Annotated in this window: 19 protein-coding genes and 8 tRNA genes; 11 read left to right on the top strand and 16 right to left on the bottom strand. The window is 73.9% G+C overall.

Annotation, left to right across the window (positions count from 1 at the left end; all coding sequences use genetic code 11):
• Window positions 1-77 precede the first annotated feature (77 nt).
• Window positions 78-1,253: a hypothetical protein gene (locus tag ACZ53N_RS24330; RefSeq protein ID WP_469142911.1), complete on the bottom strand. Its 1,176-nt coding sequence runs from the start codon at window positions 1,251-1,253 to the stop codon at window positions 78-80.
• The gene (locus ACZ53N_RS24325; RefSeq protein ID WP_469142910.1) at window positions 1,253-1,831 is read right to left on the bottom strand and encodes a DUF4365 domain-containing protein; all 579 of its coding nucleotides are present in this window, start codon (window positions 1,829-1,831) and stop codon (window positions 1,253-1,255) included. Before ACZ53N_RS24325 ends, ACZ53N_RS24330 begins: the two co-directional genes overlap by 1 nt.
• 168 nt (window positions 1,832-1,999) lie before the next feature.
• On the opposite strand from ACZ53N_RS24325, the gene ACZ53N_RS24320 reads away from it, so the two are divergent.
• On the top strand, window positions 2,000-2,725 hold the full coding sequence (locus ACZ53N_RS24320) for an exonuclease domain-containing protein (RefSeq protein WP_469142909.1): 726 nt from the start codon (window positions 2,000-2,002) through the stop codon (window positions 2,723-2,725).
• Between the two features lie 83 nt (window positions 2,726-2,808).
• On the opposite strand, the gene ACZ53N_RS24315 is transcribed toward ACZ53N_RS24320, so the two are convergent.
• The 4 genes from ACZ53N_RS24315 to ACZ53N_RS24300 form a co-directional block, all read right to left on the bottom strand.
• A tRNA-Val gene (locus tag ACZ53N_RS24315) sits at window positions 2,809-2,880 on the bottom strand.
• A gap of 63 nt (window positions 2,881-2,943) precedes the next feature.
• Window positions 2,944-3,411, bottom strand: coding sequence for an SRPBCC family protein (locus ACZ53N_RS24310; RefSeq protein ID WP_469142908.1), 468 nt, complete (start codon window positions 3,409-3,411; stop codon window positions 2,944-2,946).
• A gap of 67 nt (window positions 3,412-3,478) precedes the next feature.
• Window positions 3,479-3,550: transfer RNA gene (locus tag ACZ53N_RS24305), tRNA-Val, on the bottom strand.
• Between the two features lie 78 nt (window positions 3,551-3,628).
• Window positions 3,629-4,063 carry a TIGR02611 family protein gene (locus ACZ53N_RS24300; protein WP_469142907.1) on the bottom strand — a complete coding sequence of 145 codons (435 nt, stop codon included), beginning with the start codon at window positions 4,061-4,063 and terminating at the stop codon, window positions 3,629-3,631.
• 191 nt (window positions 4,064-4,254) lie between these two features.
• Here ACZ53N_RS24300 and ACZ53N_RS24295 point away from each other — a divergent pair, with 191 nt between their 5' ends.
• Both ACZ53N_RS24295 and ACZ53N_RS24290 read left to right on the top strand, forming a co-directional pair.
• Complete coding sequence (locus ACZ53N_RS24295; protein WP_003959770.1) at window positions 4,255-4,668, top strand: SsgA family sporulation/cell division regulator; 414 nt, start codon at window positions 4,255-4,257, stop codon at window positions 4,666-4,668.
• Between the two features lie 195 nt (window positions 4,669-4,863).
• The gene (locus tag ACZ53N_RS24290) at window positions 4,864-5,430 is read left to right on the top strand and encodes a CGNR zinc finger domain-containing protein (RefSeq protein WP_469142906.1); all 567 of its coding nucleotides are present in this window, start codon (window positions 4,864-4,866) and stop codon (window positions 5,428-5,430) included.
• Between the two features lie 41 nt (window positions 5,431-5,471).
• Here the strand turns inward: ACZ53N_RS24290 and ACZ53N_RS24285 are convergent, their stop codons facing one another.
• Together ACZ53N_RS24285 and ACZ53N_RS24280 are read right to left on the bottom strand one after the other, a co-directional pair.
• Window positions 5,472-5,612, bottom strand: a complete 141-nt coding sequence (locus tag ACZ53N_RS24285) for a hypothetical protein (RefSeq protein ID WP_362214088.1) — start codon at window positions 5,610-5,612, stop codon at window positions 5,472-5,474.
• 68 nt (window positions 5,613-5,680) lie between these two features.
• Window positions 5,681-6,127, bottom strand: a complete 447-nt coding sequence (locus ACZ53N_RS24280) for a hypothetical protein (RefSeq protein ID WP_469142905.1) — start codon at window positions 6,125-6,127, stop codon at window positions 5,681-5,683.
• A 193-nt stretch (window positions 6,128-6,320) separates the two neighbouring features.
• Here ACZ53N_RS24280 and ACZ53N_RS24275 point away from each other — a divergent pair, with 193 nt between their 5' ends.
• Window positions 6,321-6,845: a DsbA family protein gene (locus ACZ53N_RS24275; RefSeq protein WP_469142904.1), complete on the top strand. Its 525-nt coding sequence runs from the start codon at window positions 6,321-6,323 to the stop codon at window positions 6,843-6,845.
• Here the strand turns inward: ACZ53N_RS24275 and ACZ53N_RS24270 are convergent.
• The 3 genes from ACZ53N_RS24270 to ACZ53N_RS24260 are packed head-to-tail and all read right to left on the bottom strand — an operon-like array spanning window position 6,842 to window position 9,616.
• Window positions 6,842-7,678 carry a GNAT family N-acetyltransferase gene (locus ACZ53N_RS24270; RefSeq protein ID WP_469142903.1) on the bottom strand — a complete coding sequence of 279 codons (837 nt, stop codon included), beginning with the start codon at window positions 7,676-7,678 and terminating at the stop codon, window positions 6,842-6,844. The genes ACZ53N_RS24275 and ACZ53N_RS24270 overlap by 4 nt on opposite strands.
• A gap of 40 nt (window positions 7,679-7,718) precedes the next feature.
• Window positions 7,719-8,540 carry an aminotransferase class IV gene (locus ACZ53N_RS24265; RefSeq protein ID WP_469142902.1) on the bottom strand — a complete coding sequence of 274 codons (822 nt, stop codon included), beginning with the start codon at window positions 8,538-8,540 and terminating at the stop codon, window positions 7,719-7,721.
• Window positions 8,537-9,616 carry a chorismate-binding protein gene (locus ACZ53N_RS24260; protein ID WP_469142901.1) on the bottom strand — a complete coding sequence of 360 codons (1,080 nt, stop codon included), beginning with the start codon at window positions 9,614-9,616 and terminating at the stop codon, window positions 8,537-8,539. Before ACZ53N_RS24260 ends, ACZ53N_RS24265 begins: the two co-directional genes overlap by 4 nt.
• A gap of 178 nt (window positions 9,617-9,794) precedes the next feature.
• Here ACZ53N_RS24260 and ACZ53N_RS24255 point away from each other — a divergent pair.
• The 6 genes from ACZ53N_RS24255 to ACZ53N_RS24230 all read left to right on the top strand — a co-directional run bounded on the left by ACZ53N_RS24255 (window position 9,795) and on the right by ACZ53N_RS24230 (window position 10,341).
• Window positions 9,795-9,867, top strand: a tRNA-Gly gene (locus tag ACZ53N_RS24255).
• Between the two features lie 35 nt (window positions 9,868-9,902).
• Window positions 9,903-9,976, top strand: a tRNA-Cys gene (locus ACZ53N_RS24250).
• A gap of 1 nt (window position 9,977) precedes the next feature.
• Window positions 9,978-10,052: transfer RNA gene (locus tag ACZ53N_RS24245), tRNA-Val, on the top strand.
• A 20-nt stretch (window positions 10,053-10,072) separates the two neighbouring features.
• Window positions 10,073-10,144: transfer RNA gene (locus ACZ53N_RS24240), tRNA-Val, on the top strand.
• Between the two features lie 30 nt (window positions 10,145-10,174).
• Window positions 10,175-10,249, top strand: a tRNA-Val gene (locus ACZ53N_RS24235).
• Window positions 10,250-10,269: 20 nt separating this feature from the next.
• A tRNA-Val gene (locus tag ACZ53N_RS24230) sits at window positions 10,270-10,341 on the top strand.
• 218 nt (window positions 10,342-10,559) lie between these two features.
• Here ACZ53N_RS24230 and ACZ53N_RS24225 read toward each other — a convergent pair.
• Both ACZ53N_RS24225 and ACZ53N_RS24220 read right to left on the bottom strand, forming a co-directional pair.
• Window positions 10,560-10,766, bottom strand: a complete 207-nt coding sequence (locus tag ACZ53N_RS24225; RefSeq protein WP_469142900.1) for a hypothetical protein — start codon at window positions 10,764-10,766, stop codon at window positions 10,560-10,562.
• 215 nt (window positions 10,767-10,981) lie between these two features.
• Window positions 10,982-11,212 carry a hypothetical protein gene (locus ACZ53N_RS24220; RefSeq protein ID WP_469142899.1) on the bottom strand — a complete coding sequence of 77 codons (231 nt, stop codon included), beginning with the start codon at window positions 11,210-11,212 and terminating at the stop codon, window positions 10,982-10,984.
• Window positions 11,213-11,415: 203 nt separating this feature from the next.
• Here ACZ53N_RS24220 and ACZ53N_RS24215 point away from each other — a divergent pair, with 203 nt between their 5' ends.
• Window positions 11,416-12,702, top strand: coding sequence for a serine/threonine-protein kinase (locus ACZ53N_RS24215; RefSeq protein ID WP_469142958.1), 1,287 nt, complete (start codon window positions 11,416-11,418; stop codon window positions 12,700-12,702).
• An 81-nt stretch (window positions 12,703-12,783) separates the two neighbouring features.
• On the opposite strand, the gene ACZ53N_RS24210 is transcribed toward ACZ53N_RS24215, so the two are convergent.
• From ACZ53N_RS24210 to cobT, 3 genes are all read right to left on the bottom strand, one after another.
• A complete protein-coding gene (locus ACZ53N_RS24210) occupies window positions 12,784-13,602 on the bottom strand; it encodes a TrmH family RNA methyltransferase (protein WP_469142898.1) in 819 nt (272 codons plus the stop codon).
• A 52-nt stretch (window positions 13,603-13,654) separates the two neighbouring features.
• Window positions 13,655-14,890 carry a uroporphyrinogen-III C-methyltransferase gene (gene cobA, locus ACZ53N_RS24205; RefSeq protein WP_469142897.1) on the bottom strand — a complete coding sequence of 412 codons (1,236 nt, stop codon included), beginning with the start codon at window positions 14,888-14,890 and terminating at the stop codon, window positions 13,655-13,657.
• Between the two features lie 197 nt (window positions 14,891-15,087).
• A complete protein-coding gene (gene cobT / locus ACZ53N_RS24200; protein WP_469142896.1) occupies window positions 15,088-19,119 on the bottom strand; it encodes a nicotinate-nucleotide--dimethylbenzimidazole phosphoribosyltransferase in 4,032 nt (1,343 codons plus the stop codon).
• Window positions 19,120-19,133 lie beyond the last annotated feature (14 nt).

Genomic DNA, 19,133 nt, shown 5'->3' with positions numbered 1-19,133 from the left:
GCTGATTCTTGGCTGAGCCCGCAGGGCGCTCACCGCCGCAGGCGGCAGGGACGGGCCGTGGACCGCCATACAGACGGTCAGTCTCCCCGCACCTCCTGGAGAGACTTCAGCAAACGGTCCCGCTCCGCCTCGTCCACCCGTACCGGCACGACATCGCTCACCTCCGTCAGTCGGCGGAAGCCGCCCCGGCTCTCCAGGATCCCGCTGACACGCAGCGGGAGTCCCACGAGGTGGGCGTGGCCGGCGATCCGGTAGTCGTCCTCGTCCAGCGCCATCCGCACCTGCGCCACGTCCGCCCCGGCGAGCACCCGTAGGCACACCACTCCAGTCCCGCCCGGTGCCTCGCGGCGCAGCCGCACCACGGTGCCGGTGAGCCGCACGGGTACGGAGGGTTCGTCGCGTACGTACCGGGCTGCGGCGGCCCGGAGGGCGGGGAGGTCGCCCGGGGAGAACTCCACCGGTTCGGGCCGGGCAGCGAACCCCCGGGGCGGGGGGACGGCCGGGGCCCAGTCGAGGGTGACGCGGATGCCCTGCGAGCCGCGGACCAGCGTGGTGATCGCCTCGGTCAGCTCGCGGCTCACGCCCGCTTCCAGCGCCGCGTCGAACGCCTCGGTCCTGCCGGTCGCCCGCTGGTAGTCGGTGGCGTCCCGGGCGGCCTGCAGGGCCCGCAGCAGGGCGGTGGCGATGCGGCGGCCGCCGATGGTGCCCGGGCCGACGGGGTTCGGCGTCCCGACCGGCAGGAAGACCGCCAGTTCCCGGCCGCCGGGGGCGGGGCCCACCAGCAGCGGGTCCAGAGCGGTCTCGGCCTGCCTGCGGCGGCGCGCGCCGTGGTGGCCGGCGTGGCCGTGGGCCGCGAGGGCTCCGGCGAGCAGCATGGCGCGGGCCCCGGCCCGGAGCCGTTCCTGTGCCGTCCAGGCAGCGGCGGGGGCGGCGGGTTCGGTGACCTCGCGGTGCCAGCGGATCTCGTCGCTGGGGGTGCGCAGGGAGACGAGGACGTCGCGGGCGGAGGGGACGGGGCTGCGTTCGAGGGCGGTGAGGGCTTCGGCGAGCAGGTCGGCACTGTCGGGGAAGGCGGGGCTCTCGGGGACGAGGAGGCTGGTGCCGGTGCCGTCGGGCGGGGTCCAGCGGCCGTAGCGGCCCGCTTGTCCCCCACGGCGGCGCCAGCCGTGGCGGGTGAGGAGGGCGGCGAGAACGGCGGGGTCGACTTGCTCCCGGGCGGGGTGTCGTCGGGGGGCGTCGGCCGGTCGGTGCATCAGGGTCTCCCTCCCGCCCCGACCCGCGTCATGATCTCGCAGAGCGCGCGGTCGTCGAAGACGCGCGTGGTCGGGATCCGCACTGTGGTTCTGCGCCGGCCCGTCACCGGGTGGCCGGCCAGGTTGGTCCAGTAGCAGCAGTGGCGTAGTTCGAGGCGGTCGTGGCCGGCTCGCAGCCAGTCGTCCCGGGCCCGGGGCACGATCATCACGACGAGGATCTTGTGCACGGACACGGGGGTGCGGGCGAGTTTGGCCAGGTGGTCGTTGTCGAGGGTGAAGGAGAAGGTCGGCCCGGGCGGGCGGGGGGCGAGCTGGTAGGTGCATTTGAGCTGCACCTTGATGGTGACCTCGTCGTCGACGGTGTGGCGGGGGGCGCTGTGGCTGACGTGCCAGTCGATGCCGTAGTCGGGGAACGGCTGGGCCAGTGAACAGCCGGCGGCTGCCGCGACGGCGTGCAGATAGCCGACCTGGAGGGTCTCCATGCAGGCGGTGGTGGCGAGCGTCCCACGCGGCGGGGGGATCCGGTCGGGCAGCAGGCCGCTCACCGGCGGGGCCGGGTCGGGCTGCGCGAGGGTCATGTCCGAAATACCTTCCGGGCTGCACCGGTCCAACGGTTCCGTACATCTGTGTTGTCACCGTATGAACTCCCTCGCAAACAGGGGCGGTTCGCATCCGGGGGTGGCCGGGTATCACCTGGCAAGGAGCAGAACACGCCAATTGCCGGTCGAGCGCGAGGAGTTGGGGACATGTCGTGCTGGTTCGAGGGACCACTCGCCGCTTTCGACACCGAGACCACGGGGGTCGATGTCGAGAATGACCGGATAGTGTCGGCGGCCCTCGTGCTGCAGACGCAATCGGGGTCCGCGCCGGTCGTCACCAGTTGGCTGGTGGATCCGGGGGTGCCGGTGCCCGAGGGGGCGACGGCGATACACGGCCTGACGGATGAGCACCTCCAGCGGAACGGGCGCTGGCCGGCGCCCGTGATGGAGGAGGTGGCGCGGGCGCTCGCGCGCCAGTCGGCGCGGGGGGTGCCGCTGGTGGTGATGAACGCGCCGTTCGATCTGACGTTGCTTGACCGTGAGTTGCGACGACACCGGGCGACGCCGCTGTCGGAGTATCTGGGGGCGACGCCGTTGTGCGTGCTGGATCCCTGGGTGCTCGACAAGCATCTGGACCGGTACCGCAAGGGGCGTCGCACGCTGACGGATCTGTGTGCGCAGTACGGGGTGGAGCTGACGGGCGCGCATGACGCGGTGGCGGACGCCACGGCAGCGCTGGAGGTGGTGCGGGCGGTGGGGCGCCGGTTCGCGGCGCGACTGGAGCGGCTGAGCCCGGCGGAGCTGCACACGCGGCAGGCGGTGTGGCACTCGGCGCAGGCCCGTGGGCTTCAGGCGTGGTTCGCGCGCAACGGTTCGGAGGAGGTGTGCGACCCGGCCTGGCCGCTGCGGCCGGACGTGCCCGCCGCGGCATGAGGTCCGGGGTGGGCGTCCCGCCGATGCCCGCATCACCCAACGCACAAGGCCGGTCCGTCAATTGACGTACCGGCCTTCTCGGGTGGGCGATACTGGGTTCGAACCAGTGACCTCTTCGGTGTGAACGAAGCGCTCTCCCACTGAGCTAATCGCCCGAGTGCGCTACCGGCGTTTCCCCCGGCAACGCAGTGAACAATACAGCCCGTGGCGGCTCTCCATCAAATCTCGTCCGCCCGGCGCTCCAGGCGTGCGCACAGCCCGCGTCGTCCGGCGCGCATCATCCACGCGTGGTTGGCGACGAAGAGCGGGCGGGCGGGCAGGGCCCAGCGCCGCATGAGGGGGTTGCGGACCTCCACCACCTGCTCGAAGCGGGCGCGACTGCCCGTGGTGCCGTGGGGCAGCACGGTCCAGCGGACCCATCCTTCGAGGTCGCCGGCCAGGGCGACCTCCAGGACCCGGGCGACCGGGTCGCGGCGTCGGGCGCGGGCGGTGACGGTGAGGTCGTACGGCAGGAGGGAGCGGAAGCGGGCGGTGCCGCTGGTCTCGTCGCGGAGGTGCACGTCCCGGACCTGGGGCCACCAGGCGGGGTAGCTCTCCACGGCCTCCAGGGCGGCGTGGACGGCCTCCGGCGGGGCGGGGAGGGTCCAGGTGCTGGCGAAGCGGAAGGTGTGGCGGCTGCGGGGCATGGGGTCAGCGGACACCAAAAAACCGAGGGTCCGCAAGGGGTTGACCTTGCGGACCCTCGGTCCTGTGTGGGCGATACTGGGATCGAACCAGTGACCTCTTCGGTGTGAACGAAGCGCTCTCCCGCTGAGCTAATCGCCCGGGCGCACCGCAAACATTACCGCATGTCAGACGGTGCCCTGGACCATGACGGCCACCCTGTGCCGGGGCGGGCGGGGATCAGTCGCGGACCTTCCACGGCAGCTCCATGCCGAATTTCCACACGTAGACGCCGACGAGCGCCGCGATGATCACGAGGCCGATCGTGGTGAGGATGATGTTGCGGCGGCGCACCTTGGGGTCGAGGGCGCGCTGGGCGGCCTCGGTGACCTTGCGCTTGGTCCAGCGCAGCACGAGCTGGGCCCAGACGAATTCGGTGGCCCAGATCGCCATGCCACCGAAGATCACCAGCCAGCCGGGGCCGGGCAGGGGCAGCATGATGATGCCGGCGACGACGACGGCGAGGCCGACGACGAAGACGCCGACCTGCCAGCTCACGTGCAGGGGCCGGGACCGCTTGATGAAATGCGGGGCCCGGGAGCCGAGAGGCGGCTCCGTTTCGGCGCTGTCCCCCGCCGCGGCCGTCGTCGGCCGCTCGTCACTCTCCGCGTTCATGGGGTCCAACGTACCCGACCGGGAAGTGCTCACCGATATGGCGGTACAAGCGGCGGAACAACACCGCCGTCCGAGGTATCCGAAGAGCCTCAAAACGGTCAGAGGGGTTTACAACGGCACCGTAGGTGGCATGTCGATTTCGCCGACGTGCGAATCCCCGAGCGCACACTGAGCGAAAGGCCCTGGCGCTTATGAACACCACGGTCAGCTGCGAGCTGCACCTGCGCCTCGTCGTGTCGAGCGAGTCCTCACTGCCTGTTCCCGCAGGGCTGCGTTACGACACGGCCGATCCGTATGCCGTGCACGCCACCTTCCACACCGGAGCCGAAGAGACGGTCGAATGGGTCTTCGCGCGAGATCTGCTCGCCGAAGGGCTGCACCGTCCCACCGGCACCGGCGACGTCCGTGTCTGGCCGTCCCGCAGTCACGGTCAGGGCGTCGTCTGCATCGCGCTGAGCTCTCCCGAGGGGGAAGCCCTGCTGGAGGCCCCCGCGCGAGCCCTGGAGTCGTTCCTGAAGCGGACCGACGCCGCCGTCCCGCCGGGCACCGAGCACCGGCACTTCGACCTGGATACGGAGCTGTCCCACATCCTGGCCGAGAGCTGAGCCCGGGAGGAATCCGGCCCGACGCGCACCCGCCCACTCGGGGAGGCGGAGTGCGCACCCTCGCATCACGGCATGACATGGCGCCGTCGCCGCGGATCCACCGCGTGCGACGGCGCCGTCTCGTGGGGAGCCGCTAGAGTCGGCCCGCATCGAACAGATGCCGTCTGTCCCCGGCCGGCCAGGGAGCGAAGGCCCGTGCTGATCAACCACGACACCCGGTGCGCGCTCAATGCCGTCGTCGAGCTGCTGAACACCGCTCCGGAGGGGCCCGACGGTCCGGCGAGCGACACCCTGACGGATCTGGCGGCGTTGCGCCGGTTCGTCGAGAGCGCGGATCTGAGCGATGTGGGCGCGCTGGACGAGCGGGATCTGGCGGCCGTGCGGGACGTACGCGAGCAATTCGCTCAGGTGTTCGCCGCCGCCGACGCGCGGAGTGCGGCGGGGCTGCTGAACGCGCTGGTGGCGGAGGCCGGGACCACGCCGCGGCTGACGGATCACGACGGCTATGACTGGCATGTGCACTACTTCGCGCCCGGCGCCTCGGTCGCCGAGCACCTCGCGGCCGACGGCGGGATGGCGCTCGCGTTCCTCGTCGTGGCGGGCGAGCGGGAGCGGCTGCGGCGCTGCGAGGCGCCGGACTGCGGGCGGGCCTTCGTGGACCTCTCCCGTAACCGGTCGCGTCGCTACTGCGACGGGCGGACCTGCGGCAACCGGCTCCATGTCGCCGCGTACCGGGCGCGCCGCAGGGAGGCGGCGGACTGAGGCCCGCGCGGGTGCCGGGGCCGCGGGGGCGGTACGCCGGATCACCAGCGGTACAGATCGTGCAGGCCGGTCAGGAAGATCAGGGTGCCGATGAAGGCGAGAAACAACATCAGCGGCGGTTGGGAGAGCGCGAAAAGACAGCCGCGCGGCTCCTCGGTCAGCTCGGCGGGTTCATCGTTCATCTCCGCCTGATCATGGCGCAGCCGGAGGGGGTGCTCTGACCAATGCGCCGCTGCGGCAGGTCAGTTCATCAGATTCCGTGCTTCTTCAGGATGGCCTCGATGTCGGCGAAGTCGTCCCCGCCCGCCCCCGGCTTGCCCTTGGCCTTGGGCGGCCGTGCGGTACGGCCGGGGACCGGGGAGGGTGCCGCGGCAGCGGGGGCCACGGCCTCGGGCCGCCCGGCGGCGGCCGCCCGGCGCTCCTTCCGGGTCCCCGTGGCACCGCCGCGGCGCTCCACCGCCCGCGTGATCATGAACAGTGCGGCGGAGAGCGCGAGCACGCCGAAGCCCGCCCAGACAGCGGGCTTGAGGACCAGGTCCGTGACCCAGTCGATGATGCCGGTCATGACCAGGCCGACGGGTATCAGGGCATAGGCCGCGATGCGGGTCGCGGCGAGAAAACGCCTGCGGTAAGCGGTCAGCAGGGCGATGCCCAGGCCGGCCGCGGACACCGCGGCGCAGACGGTCGAGATCAACATCCGGTCCTCCAGCCGTGGGGCTCCTCCCGTCCATCCTGCACCGGCCGGTGCGACACGGGCCAGGATCGGGCCAGGGATCGGGGGGATCTCGGGGTCGGTCAGGGGCTCTCTCCTCCTCAGGGCCGACTCCCCATCGGCCCCCGTGGCCGGGCCGGAGGCCGATGGGGAGGGCGTGGGCTGGAAGACTGGCCCCATGAGCGAGACCGACACCGACCGCACCACCCCTGCCGTCCGCCCCGTCCTGGATGTCTGGTGCGAGCTGCAGTGCACCGACTGCCGCGCGGCCCTGGACGACCTGCACGCGCTGCGGGCCCGCTACGGGGACCGGCTGGAGATCCGGCTGCGGCACTTCCCGCTGGAGAAGCACAAGCACGCGTACGCCGCCGCCCAGGCCGCCGAGGAGGCGGCCGAGCAGGGGCAGGCGTGGCCGTACGTCGAGGCCGTGCTGGCGCGGGCCGAGGAGCTGGGCGAGCGGGGCGAGAAGCTGCTCGTGGCGGTGGCGCGGGAGCTGGGCCTGGACGCCGAGGAGGTGGACACCGCGCTCATCGACGGGCGGCACCTGCTGATCGTCGACGCGGACCAGGCCGAGGGCAAGGCCATCGGGGTGACGGGCACCCCCACGTACGTCATCGACGGTCAGCGGCTCGACGGCGGCCAGAGCCAGGAGGGGCTGCGGGAGCGCGTCGAGGAGATCGTGGACGGGCTGCTGGCCGGCTAGAGCAGCGCCTTGTACAGGTAGAAGGCGGTCGGCCGGTAGCCCAGCGACTCGTACAGGCGCAGCGCCGGGGTGTTGTTCGCGAAGACGTTGAGGCCGAGGACGCGGGCGCCGGCCGCCAGGGCCTGCGCCTCGGCCAGCAGCATCAGTGACCGTCCGTGGCCTCGGCCGCGGTGCTCCTCGGCGGTCTCGACGTCGTAGACGTAGGCGCCCGGCTCGTCGGCGCCGCCCTGTCGGAGGGCGATCCAGAGGGTGCCGACGGTCGTGCCGTGGTGGGTGAGGACGCTGATCAGCGTGCCGGGGGTGGCGAGGCCTTCGGGCAGCACGCTGCCGTGGTCGGCCTCGGCCTTGGCGTGTGCCTGGTCGGCGGGGACGCCGCGGGTGATCCAGTCCTGGGCGTACGCGGCCTTGGCGTGCTCCTGCCAGGCGGCGAACTCGGCCTCCGTCATCGACCGCCCCTCGGTGCCCTCGGGCAGCCGGGGAGACTCCGTCAGGGTCTTGGTCATGCCGCGGTTGCGCTCGACGTAGCCGAGGGCGCCGGCGAGGCCCAGGGCCACCTCGGCGTCTGCGTCTATGGACACCTCGACGCGCCCGCAGCCCCAGCCGCGCAGCACTTCCTCGGCGGCGAGGGCGGCGACGGTGGCGCGGCCGCGGTGCCGGTCGCGTTCGTCCACGTCGAGGTGGACGATCCTGCCGACGCGGGGACCGAAGCGACGGTCCGTGGCCAGCTCGACGCGGCCGACGGGCCGGCTGTTGACGCAGATCTCGTAACGGCGGGAGCGGCCGCCGTCCTCGGTGCGCTGCTCGGGTGCGGTGGGCCGCAGGGTGGTGGTCACGATGGTGTTGTACCGGTCCGGCGGCATCGCGTCACTCGCTTTACGGATCGAGGTCCGCGCTCGCATGCTCGTCGAAGATCCGCATGGCCTTCGTGGTCACCGGGCCCGGTGCGTCGGGCAGTTCACGGCCGTCGACCCGGCGCACGGCCTGGACGTCGCGGAGGGTGGAGGTCAGGAAGACCTCCTCGGCGCGGTCCAGGACGTCGAGCGGAAGGTCGGTCTCCTTGGCCCCGGTCCACTCGACGACGAGGGCGCGGGTGATGCCGGGGAGGCAGCCGGAGGTGACGGGCGGGGTGTGCAGCTGTCCGTCGAGGACGACGAAGACGTTGGAGCCGGTGCCCTCGCAGAGCGCGCCGACGGTATTGGCGAACAGCGCCTCGGAGGCGCCGCGTTCGCGGGCCCGGGCGAGGGCGACGACGTTCTCGGCGTACGAGGTGGACTTGAGGCCGGCGAGGGCGCCGCGTTCGTTGCGGGTCCAGGGCACGGTGACGGCGGCCGTGGTGTCGGGCCGGCGGGTGGTCGCGCCGACGGCGACGACGAGTGTGGGCGCGGTGGTGCCACGGTCCGAGCCGAGCGGGGAGAGGCCGCCGGTGTAGGTGATGCGCAGCCGGCCGAGCGGCATGGGGTTGGCGCCGAGGACCTCCGCGCAGGCCCGGCGGACCTCCTCCAGGTCCGGCTCGGGCAGGCCGAGGCCGCGGGCGGAGGTCGCGAGCCGGGTGAGGTGCCGGGTGAGGGCGAAGGGCCGGCCGTGGACGGCCTTGAGCGTCTCGAAGACGCCGTCGCCGACCGTCAGCCCGTGGTCGAATACCGAGACGTGGGCGCTGTCCGCGTCGCGCAGCGCTCCGTCGAGCCAGATCGTCACCGTGGTGTCCCTCCGAGCGGCTGATGGGCTTCCGACGCTATCGCGAGCAGCCGGGCCGCCTTGAGCTCCGTCTCGGCCCACTCGCGCTCGGGGTCGGAGCCCCAGGTGATGCCGGCGCCGGTGCCGAAGCGCAGGGCCGGGCCGCCGGTGGCCTGCCGGTCGATCCAGAAGGTGCGGATGCCGACGGCCAGCTCGCCGGTGCCCCGGTCGGCGTCGACCCAGCCGATGCCGCCGCAGTACGGGCCGCGGGGCGCGGTCTCCAGGGCCTCGATGATGCGCAGGGCGCTGGCCTTGGGGGCGCCGGTGACGGACCCGGGCGGGAAGGTGGCGGCGAGCAGCTCCGCCCAGCCGGCCCCGCCGCTCGCGCCGCCGCAGTCCGCGGGCAGTTCCCCGCGCACGGTGGAGACGAGGTGGACGAGCCCGGGGTGGGCTTCGATCGCGCACAGCTCGGGGACGGTCACCGAGCCGGTGGCGCAGACCCGTCCGAGGTCGTTGCGGACCAGGTCCACGATCATGACGTTCTCGGCGTGGTCCTTCTCCAGCAGGTCCTCGGCGGTGCGGCCGGTTCCCTTGATCGGTCCGGATGTCACGGTGCGCCCGGTGCGGCGCAGATACAGCTCGGGCGATGCCGTGGCGACCTCCACGCCGTGGGCGGGCAGGCGGACCGTTCCCGCGTAGGGGGCGGGGTTGCCGTGGGCGAGCAGCGCGGTCAGGGCATCGACGTCGGCCGCCGCCGGATCGGGCAGCGGTGCGCTCATGACGCGGCAGAGGTTGGCCTGGTAGACCTCGCCGGCCGCTATGTGCTCGCGGATGCGCCGTACGCCCGCGGTGTAGGCGGCACGGTCCAGGGAGCTGGTCCAGGCGTCGGGGGCGGGGCCGCGCCAGCGGCCGGGGGCCACCGCGGGGGCGGGGTCGGGCCGTACGTCGCCGAAGCGGGCGCACGTCAGGCGTCCCTCGAAGTCCGCGACCACCGCCCACCAGCCCGTGGAGTCCAGGGCGGTCGGATCGCTGGTGACGTCGCGCAGGTCGGTGGCGAGGAGGCCGCCGAAGCGGGCCATGGGAGGGAGGTCGTGCACGTCAACGAGTCTATGGCGAGGCCGCCCGGGACGGCCGGTGCGAACGCCCGGGGGCGGCCGGTGGCCGGAACGGGGAGAGAAAAGCGCAGCAAGCTGGGGAAACGGAATTTGAGCTGGCGCGGGAATCCGCTAGAGTTCAACACGTCGCCGGGACGCGCAAGCGGACCGGGCGGACACTGCGGACGTAGCTCAGCTGGTAGAGCACCACCTTGCCAAGGTGGATGTCGCGAGTTCGAGTCTCGTCGTCCGCTCGATGTATGGGGGTCTTCCCGGCCCCCACACTCCTGGTGGAGTGGCCGAGAGGCGAGGCAACGGCCTGCAAAGCCGTCTACACGGGTTCAAATCCCGTCTCCACCTCCAAGGACGATTAGCTCAGCGGGAGAGCGCTTCCCTGACACGGAAGAGGTCACTGGTTCAATCCCAGTATCGTCCACCAGGGTCTTCATGGACCTTCCCGCGCGATTAGCTCAGCGGGAGAGCGCTTCCCTGACACGGAAGAGGTCACTGGTTCAATCCCAGTATCGCGCACGCTGTACCTGCGGAAACGCAGTGTCTCCCGGACGATTAGCTCAGCGGGAGAGCGCTTCCCTGACACGGAAGAGGTCACTGGTTCAATCCCAGTATCGTCCACCAGGGTCTTCACGGACCCTCCCGCGCGATTAGCTCAGCGGGAGAGCGCTTCCCTGACACGGAAGAGGTCACTGGTTCAATCCCAGTATCGCGCACAGGAATCGGCCGAGGGCCGGGGCTTTGAAGCCCCGGCCCTTTGTCGTATGTCGTTCACGTCGCGCTGCCGCTTGTCCCGCCGGGTGCGGACGCGCGATGGCCGGGTACCTCCCCAGGTACCCGGCCATTCGTGCCGTCCGCCGCACCCCCGTCCCCACGGGGTTATCGGCCGGCCTGCCCCCGGCCCGGGCCGCTCTCCCGGGCCCGGGGCACGTTCTCAGTGCCCCAGCATTCCGGCCACGGACGACGCTTGGGTGACGACGGCGTCCCAGCCGCCGAACACCACGGCGAGGAGGGTCGCCAGCGGCAGCACCATCGCCGCCGCGACCAGGGGATGGCGAGTGCCGGACGGACGGTCGCCGAAGACGCCCGCGAGTCGGTGCCCCCGCGACCGCCCGGCCGCGCGTCCTGCGATGTCCGCCATCGTCCCTCTCCTGTCGTTTTCGAGAGCGGCGGACGCCTGACCTCGGGGGACGAGTGCTGCCGCCCGCCGCTCGATTCCAATTTAGGCGTCGGGCGGCAGCCCGGCGTCATGCCCTCGTACCCATTGACGGGCCTCCCCGAGGATGACCCCGACCGCCCGGGGGTACTCCCCAGGGTGGAGACCGGGACCCGGGCCTTGGGGTCTTCCCCCAGGGGTCAGGGCGGCCCGTCGACCGTCGGCACGGGCTGCTCCACCGGGGTGGGCGCCCGGCCCGCCCCGAAGTGCGCCGTACGCGCGATCGAGCCTCCCCGGGTGACTTCGCTCACTTCCACCACGCCCCGGCGCACTGTCGCCCCCACCCTCCGGCCGGCCCTGGCGGCCACCACTTCGTACGTCCGTGTCGTGTCCCCCGCACCCACGGCCGTCTCCGCCCGGTCACCCCGCACGGCTCCAATCCCCGTTCCGCGACGGCCCCTTGGGGTCGCGCACCCGGGCCGGGGCCCCGCTGTCGGCGCATTGTGCCCACTCCGTCAGGATCCCACCGGGCACTGACAATCCGGTCGCCGACGCATGCGCGGCCTATCAGCGCGCCCGCCCGTCAATCCGTAAGCTGTGCCACGTCAGACGGGACCGGGCAGCGGGGATGAAGATGACGATGATGCGGCTCCGGCGCGAGGACCCGCGTGTCGTCGGCTCGTTCCGGCTTCACCGCCGGCTGGGCGCGGGCGGCATGGGCGTGGTGTACCTCGGCTCCGACCGGCGCGGGCAGCGGGTGGCGCTGAAGGTGATCCGGCCTGATCTGGCCGAGGACCAGGAGTTCCGTTCGCGGTTCGCGCGGGAGGTGTCGGCCGCGCGGCGGATCCGCGGCGGCTGCACGGCGCGGCTGGTCGCCGCGGACCTCGATGCGGACCGCCCGTGGTTCGCCACGCAGTACGTGCCGGGCCCCTCCCTGCACGACAAGGTCAACGAGGAGGGACCGCTGTCGGCGGCTCAGACCGCTTCCATCGGAGCGGCGTTGGCCGAGGGGCTCCTCGCGGTGCACGACGCGGGGGTGGTGCACCGCGATCTGAAGCCGTCGAACATCCTGCTCTCCCCCAAGGGCCCCCGGATCATCGACTTCGGCATCGCCTGGGCGACCGGGGCGAGCACGCTGACGCACGTCGGCACGGCGGTCGGCTCACCCGGCTTCCTCGCGCCCGAGCAGGTGCGGGGCGCCGCGGTGACGCCCGCGACGGACGTCTTCGCCCTCGGCGCGACCCTGGCCTACGCCTCGACCGCGGACTCCCCCTTCGGCCAGGGCAGTTCGGAGGTCATGCTCTACCGCGTCGTGCATGAGGAACCGCAGCTCATGGGCGTGCCGGACGCGCTGGCGCCGCTGGTGCACGCCTGTCTGGCCAAGGATCCCGAGGACCGGCCGAGCACCCTTCAGCTGTCGCTGCGGCTCAAGGAGATCGCGGCGCGCGAGGCGCAGGGCCTGTCGGACGGACGTCCGCCGGCGCCGCGCCGCGAGCCGGAGCGGCCGTCCGGGCAGCGCGCCGCGGAGTACGCGGAGCAGCGCACCCTGCGGCGTCCCGGCAGCACCCCGCCGCCGCGGCCGCAGGCGCCGTCCCGGCCGGCCGAGTCGAACCGCCCGCAGGCGTCCCGTCCATCGGGCACGGCCCGACCGGGCGGTGCCCGACGGACGGGGCGGGCGGGCGGCGCGGCACGGACTCCTCGCCCCGGTTCGCGGCCGGGCGGCAGCCGTACCGGGCCGGGTGCCCGGCGGCCGGCCGATCCGCGACTGCTCCGGCAGCGGCTGATCGTCTTCGTCGTGGTGACGTTGCTGGTGGCGCTGGGGATCGCGGCGGCCCAGGGCTGCCAGGGCCCGGCGCACAGCAAGGGTGTCGTGCCCCGCCCCCCGGCGGTGGCGGAGGTTTCCGGACCGTCCACCGGTTGAGACCCCGAGGGCCCGCGGGGTCAGTTCCTCGGCGGCCTCGATGCCGGTGGACCCGGTGTGAGACCCCGACGACCCGCGAGGTCAGTCCTGCGGGCGGCCGGTGGCCACGGCGTAGAAGGACACAGCCGCGGCGGCGCCGACGTTGAGCGAGTCGACACCGTGGGCCATCGGGATGCGGACCCACTCGTCGGCGGCCCGCAGCGCGCGGGCGGACAGGCCGTCGCCCTCCGCGCCGAGCATCAGCGCGACCCGGTCCAGGCGGTGCGGGGCGACCGTGTCGAGGGGGGTGGCCTTCTCGTCCGGGGTGAGGGCCAGGAGCCGGAAGCCCGCCTCGCGGACGGTCTCCAGATCGCGGGGCCAGCTGTCCAGGCGCGCGTAGGGCACGGAGAAGACGGCGCCCATGGAGACCTTCACGGACCGCCGGTAGAGGGGGTCCGCGCAGTCCGGGGAGAGCAGGACGGCGTCCATGCCCAGGGCCGCGGCGCTGCGGAAGATCGCGCCGATGTTCGTGTGGTCGACGAGCGACTCCAGGACGGCGACGCGGCGCGCGCCGCGCAGCAGTTCGCCGGCCGGGGGCAGCTGCTTGCGCTCCAGGGAGGCCAGCGCTCCCCGGTGGACGTGATAGCCCGTCACCTGCTCGGCGAGGGCCGGGGTCACGGCGTAGACGGGGGCGGTCGACTCCTCGATGACGTCACGCATGACGTCGACCCACTTGGCGGACAGCAGCATCGAGCGCATCGCGTACCCCGCGTCGCGGGCCCGGCGGATCACCTTCTCGCCCTCGGCGATGAAGAGCCCTTCGGCCGGTTCGCGGCGGCGGCGCAGCTCGACGTCGGTCAGTCCGGTGTAGTCGTGCAGGCGCGGGTCGTCGGGGTCGTCGATGGTGATGAGTTCAGCCACGGGGGTGATACTGCCTTGTCCTGGTCGGGCGTACGGGGGAAGCGGGGCCGGTCTACCGGTCGGCGGGCCGGCCGGCCGCCACCACGTCGCCGATGACGATGACGGCGGGCGGTCGTATCCCCTCGGCCCTGACCCGCTCCCCCGCCGTGGCGAGCGTCGCGTCGACGCGGCGCTGGGCGGCGGTCGTGCCTTCCTGCACCACCGCGACGGGGGTCTCGGGGGACCGTCCGTGCGCGACGAGGGTCTCGGCGATCGCGGCGATGTTCTCCACCGCCATCAGCAGGACGAGGGTGCCGCGCAGCCGGGCGAGCGCCTCCCAGTCGACCAGCGACCGGGGGTCGTCGGGCCTGACGTGCCCGCTGACGACCGTGAACTCGTGGGCCACCCCGCGGTGGGTGACGGGGATCCCGGCCGCGGCGGGGACGCTGATCGAGCTGGAGATGCCGGGGACGACGGTGCAGGCGATGCCGTGCTCGGCGAGCGCCTGGACCTCTTCCATGCCGCGGCCGAAGACGTACGGGTCGCCGCCCTTGAGGCGGACGACGGCCTTGCCGGCCTTGGCGTGCTCGATGAGGGCGTTGTTGATGGCCTCCTGGGCCATGAAGCGGCCGTACGGGATCTTCGCCGCGTCGATCACCTCGACGTGCGGCGGGAGTTCGTCGAGCAGGTCGCGGGGGCCGAGCCGGTCGGCGATGACCACGTCGGCCTCGGCGAGCAGCCGACGGCCGCGCACGGTGATCAGGTCGGGGTCGCCGGGGCCGCCGCCGACGAGGGCGACGGCGGGCCGGGCGGCGCGGCTGCGGTAGTGCGGCGCGGCCAGCGAGCCGTCACGCAGGCCCTCGACGACGGCGTCGCGCACGGCCGCCGAGCGGCGCGGGTCCGCTCCGGTCAGCACGGCGACCGTCACGCCCTCGCTGCGGCCGGTGGCGGGGGTCCAGGCGGAGGCGGCCGCGGCGTCGTCGCTGCGCACGGCCCACACCCGACGGGCCTCGGCCTCGGCGGAAGCGGCTTCGTTGGCGGCGGGGTCGTCGGTGGAGATCAGGGCGTACCAGGCGCCCTCGAAGTCGCCGTCGCGGTAGCGGCGGCGCTCCCAGCGCAGCTCCCCGGCCTCCGCCATCGCCTCGACGGACGGGGTGGCGGAGGGGGAGATCAGCAGGACGTCGGCGCCCGCCGCGATCAGCGCGGGCAGTCGACGCTGGGCGACCTGTCCGGCGCCGAGGACGACGACGCGACGCCCGGCGAGGCGCAGGCCGACGGGGTATGCGGAGGCTTCGGTGTGCTCGGCCATGGCGGTGCGGATCTCCTCCGGAATGGCTGGTCAGAGTCTTGGGGGACACCCTACGGTGCCGGGTGTCGGGCTCCGACGGAGCCGGATGCCCTCGATCGCCGGGCGGGCCCGGTCTTCCGGCCCGCCCGGCGATCGGGGGCGACAGTGCCCCGGTTCCGCGAACGTACTCGCGGGGGCAGCCGCCTGCCCCCACGGCGTCAGCTCTTCTCGGCGACCCCGGCCGAATCGAACGTCGCCACTTCGTGCATGGCGCGGGCGGCGCTCTGCACCACCGGGAGGGCCAGCAGGGCGCCCGTCCCCTCGCCGAGGCGCAGATCGAGGTCGACCAGGGGGCGCAGGCCCAGCTTGGTGAGCGCCGCGACATGGCCGGGCTCGGCGCTGCGGTGGCCCGCGATGCACGCGGCGAGCGCCTCCGGGGCGATGGCGCGGGCGACGAGGGCGGCCGCTCCGGCGCTCACACCGTCCAGGATCACGGGGGTGCGCAGCGACGCGCCGCCCAGGATCAGTCCGACGAGCGCGGCGTGCTCCAGGCCGCCGACCGCCGCGAGGACACCGATCGGGTCCTTGGGGTCCGGCTGGTGGAGTTCCAGGGCGCGCCGTACGACGTCGATCTTGCGGGCGTGCATCTCGTCGTTGATGCCGGTGCCACGACCGGTGATCTCGCCCGGGTCGGCCTCGGTGTAGATGGAGATGAGGGCGGCCGACACGGTGGTGTTGGCGATGCCCATCTCGCCCGTCAGCAGTGCCTTGTTGCCGGCGGCGACCAGGTCACGGGCCGTCTCGATGCCCACCTCGACGGCGCGCAGCGCCTCTTCGCGGGACATCGCGGGGCCGGTGGTGAAGTCGTTGGTGCCGGGGCGGATCTTGCGGGGCAGCAGGCCGGGGGTGCTGGGCAGTTCGCCCGCGACACCGACGTCGACGACGCAGACCTCGGCGCCGACCTGGTTGGCGAAGGCGTTGCACACGGCGCCGCCGCCCAGGAAGTTGGCGACCATCTGCGAGGTGACCTCCTGCGGCCACGCGGTGACGCCCTGGGCGTGCACCCCGTGGTCACCCGCGAAGATCGCGACGGCGGCGGGCTCCGGGATGGGCGGGGGGCACTTGCGGGACAGTCCGCACAGCTGCGCGGAGATGATCTCCAGCATGCCGAGCGCGCCGGAGGGCTTGGTCATGCGCTTCTGCCGCTCCCACGCCTCGCCGAGCGCCTTGGCGTCCAGCGGGCGAATGCCGCGCAGGGTCTCGGCGAGCAGGTCGTGCGGGTCCTCGCCGGGCAGCGCGCGGCGCCCGTACTCCTCCTCGTGCACGACCCAGGACAGCGGGCGTCGCTTGGACCAGCCGGCCTGCATCAGCTCGGGCTCTTCGGGGAACTCGTCGACATAGCCGACGCAGAGGTAGGCGACGACCTCCAGGTGCTCGGGCAGACCCAGTTCGCGCACCATCTCGCGCTCGTCGAAGAAGCTGACCCAGCCGACGCCGAGGCCTTCGGCACGGGCGGCGAGCCAGAGGTTCTCCACCGCCAGCGCGGAGGAGTACGGGGCCATCTGCGGCTGGGTGTGCCGGCCGAGGGTGTGCCGGCCGCCGCGGGTGGGGTCGGCGGTGACGACGATATTGACGGGAGTGTCGAGGATCGCCTCGATCTTCAGTTCCTTGAACTGCTTGGCCCGCCCCTTCGGCAGCGACTTCGCGTACGCGTCGCGCTGCCGGGCCGCCAGCTCGTGCATCGTCTGCCGGGTCTCGGCGGAGCGGATGACGACGAAGTCCCAGGGCTGCGAGTGCCCGACGCTGGGTGCGGTGTGCGCGGCCTCCAGGACGCGCAGCAGCACCTCGTGCGGGATGGGGTCGGTGCGGAAGCCCTTGCGGATGTCCCGGCGCTCCCGCATCACGCGGTGCACGGCGGCGCGCTCGGCGTCGCCGTACCCGACGGCGGCGGGCCCGGCCGGCTCGGCGGGAAGCGGCTCCTCGGCGGGCGCGGCTTCCTCTGCGGGGACGGTGTCCTCGGCGCTGCCCTCGGCCGGGGCGCTCTCCTCGGCGGGGGCGGCGGCCTGCTCCTGCGGGGCGGCCTCGGTCCGTACGAGTTCGAGGTGCACGGCTTCGGGGGCCTCGGGGGCCTCTGCGGCCGCGGCCGGGACGGACTGCGGGGTGGTCGGGAGGTGCACGGCGGCCGAGTCCTGCTGTCCGGGGGTGGCGGGCGCTGCCGCGGGGGCGCCTTGGGGAGCGGCGTGCGGGGTCTCGGCCGGGGCGGCTGCCTCGGCGGCGTCGGCGACCTCGGGGGCAGGGGCCTGCTCGGCCCGGCGGGCCGGCTCGCCGTCCTGATCGGGTGCCGGCTGCCCACCCTGGGCGTCGGGGGCGTCGGCCGGGGCCTGCGGCTCGGGCTGCGCGGGGGCGGCCTCGGGCGCGGCTTCGACGGTGACGGGCGGGGCGACCGGCGCCGGGACGGCCTGCTGCACGGGCTCGGCGGGTGCCGGGACGACAGGGGCGGTGTCCTGCTGTGCGGGCACGGGCGGGGCCGTCTCGGCGGGGGGCGTCACGACCGGCCCCTGGGGCGCGGGGTCGGCGACGGCCTGGACCGGCTGCGCCGACGGCTCGCTCCCGGCGGCCCGCTGATTGACGTCCGTCGTCTCCTCCGGCGTGGTCGGCGTGGCGTCGGCGGCCGGCGCCACGGGGGCGGCCTGCTGCTCGGGGACGGCCGTGGTGGGGGCCTGCTCCGGCGGTGCGGCCTCGGCCACGACCGGCGCGGTTGCCGGGGCGGGCTGCTGGGGAGCGGCGTCGACGGGAACGGTGGCGGCGGGAACGGTCGGGGCGGGTGCCTCGGTCGCGGCGGGTGCCTCAGCCGGTGCGGGCTGCGCGGGGGCGGCCTCGGGCGCGGCTTCGGCGGTGACCGGCGGGGCGGGCGTCATGGCCGGGGCCTGCGGCTCGGCCGGGACGTCGGCTGCGACCGGCGCGACGGGCTGCGCCTCGGGGACCGGGTCGCCCGTGACGGGTGCGGATGCCTCGGCTGTCGCCACCGGGGCGACCGGCGCGACCGGTTCCGGTTCCGGGGCGGGTGCCGCCTCGGCCACCGGCTGTGCGGCGGGTGCGGCGTCGGGGGCTCCGGCGGTGGTTGACACCGCGTCAGGGCCGGGGGCGGCCTGCGTCGGCACGAAGACGCCGTCAGGTGCCGTCACGGAGGCGGGCTGCGCGGGGTCCACGACGGCCGCGACCGGCTGCGGATCGGCTGCGACGGGCTGTGCGTCGGGGGTCGGCACGGTCGGGGGCTGCTGGGCGACGTCGGTGGCCTGCGCCACCGCGTCGGGCGCGGCCGGCGTCAGCTGCTCCGGCTGCTGCTCATCGGCGGGCGTGGCAGCCACAGGGGTCGCGGGCTCGGGCGCGTCCGTGCCGTGGGCGGCCACGGCAACGTCCTGCGGGCCCGCGGTGACGGCTCCCTCACCGGCAACGGCCGGCTCGACGGGCGCGGTGGGCCCGGCGGGCACGACCGGCGCGGTGGCCGCGGGCTCCGCCATGGGCTGCGCGGATGTCTGTGACGGCTCATCGGCGACTATCGACTGACCGGGGACGGACACCGGTGCGCCCGGGGTCTGCTCGGACGGCCCGCCCGTGGCCTGCTGCGGGACGAAGGCGGCCTGCGGGGCGACCGGTGCCGACGGCACGGAAGGAACAGTGGGAACCGCGGAGACCGACGGGGCCGACGGGGCGGCCACGGACTGCTGGGGCTGCTGCTGGGCCTGATGCTGGGCTTGAGCGTCCCAAGGGCCCGGCTGTGCCTGCGCGGAGACCGCGTCCGCACGCGGAACGTCGAGGTATTCGGGCCCCGGCTGCTGAAGAGGGACGGGCGCGGGCTGGGCCGGCTGGGGTGCCGCCGGGCCACGGTCGGCGAGGGAGCGAACGACGCCGCCGGTGGGGTCCGGCACGGGCGGGCCCATGTGCAGCGGGCGTCGCGAGGGCGTCGCGGGCGGTGGGACGCGGACGTCGCCGTAGTCGACGGAACCGGTGTCCCGGCCGCCGGACTCATGCGTACCGCCCTGGACCGCCGGCTGTTCCATCCAGGCGCCCTGGGCGCCCGGCATCAGCAGCAGGTCGTCCTCCTCGGTGCCGTCGGCGGCGTCGAGGAAGGTGTAGGAGGGGTTACCGGTGTCGGCAGGGGCTGCGGCCTCCGCGGGGTGCGGCTGGCCGGTCAGTGCGCCTGCGTTCTCCGGCTGTCCCTCGCCCGGGAACTGGCCGGTGTCGGTCATGCGTACCCCTCGCC

This window comes from Streptomyces sp. NPDC033229, assembly GCF_055576875.1.
The sequence above is the reverse complement of the archived record's forward strand: the minus strand, read 5'-3'. Positions and strand labels throughout refer to the sequence as shown.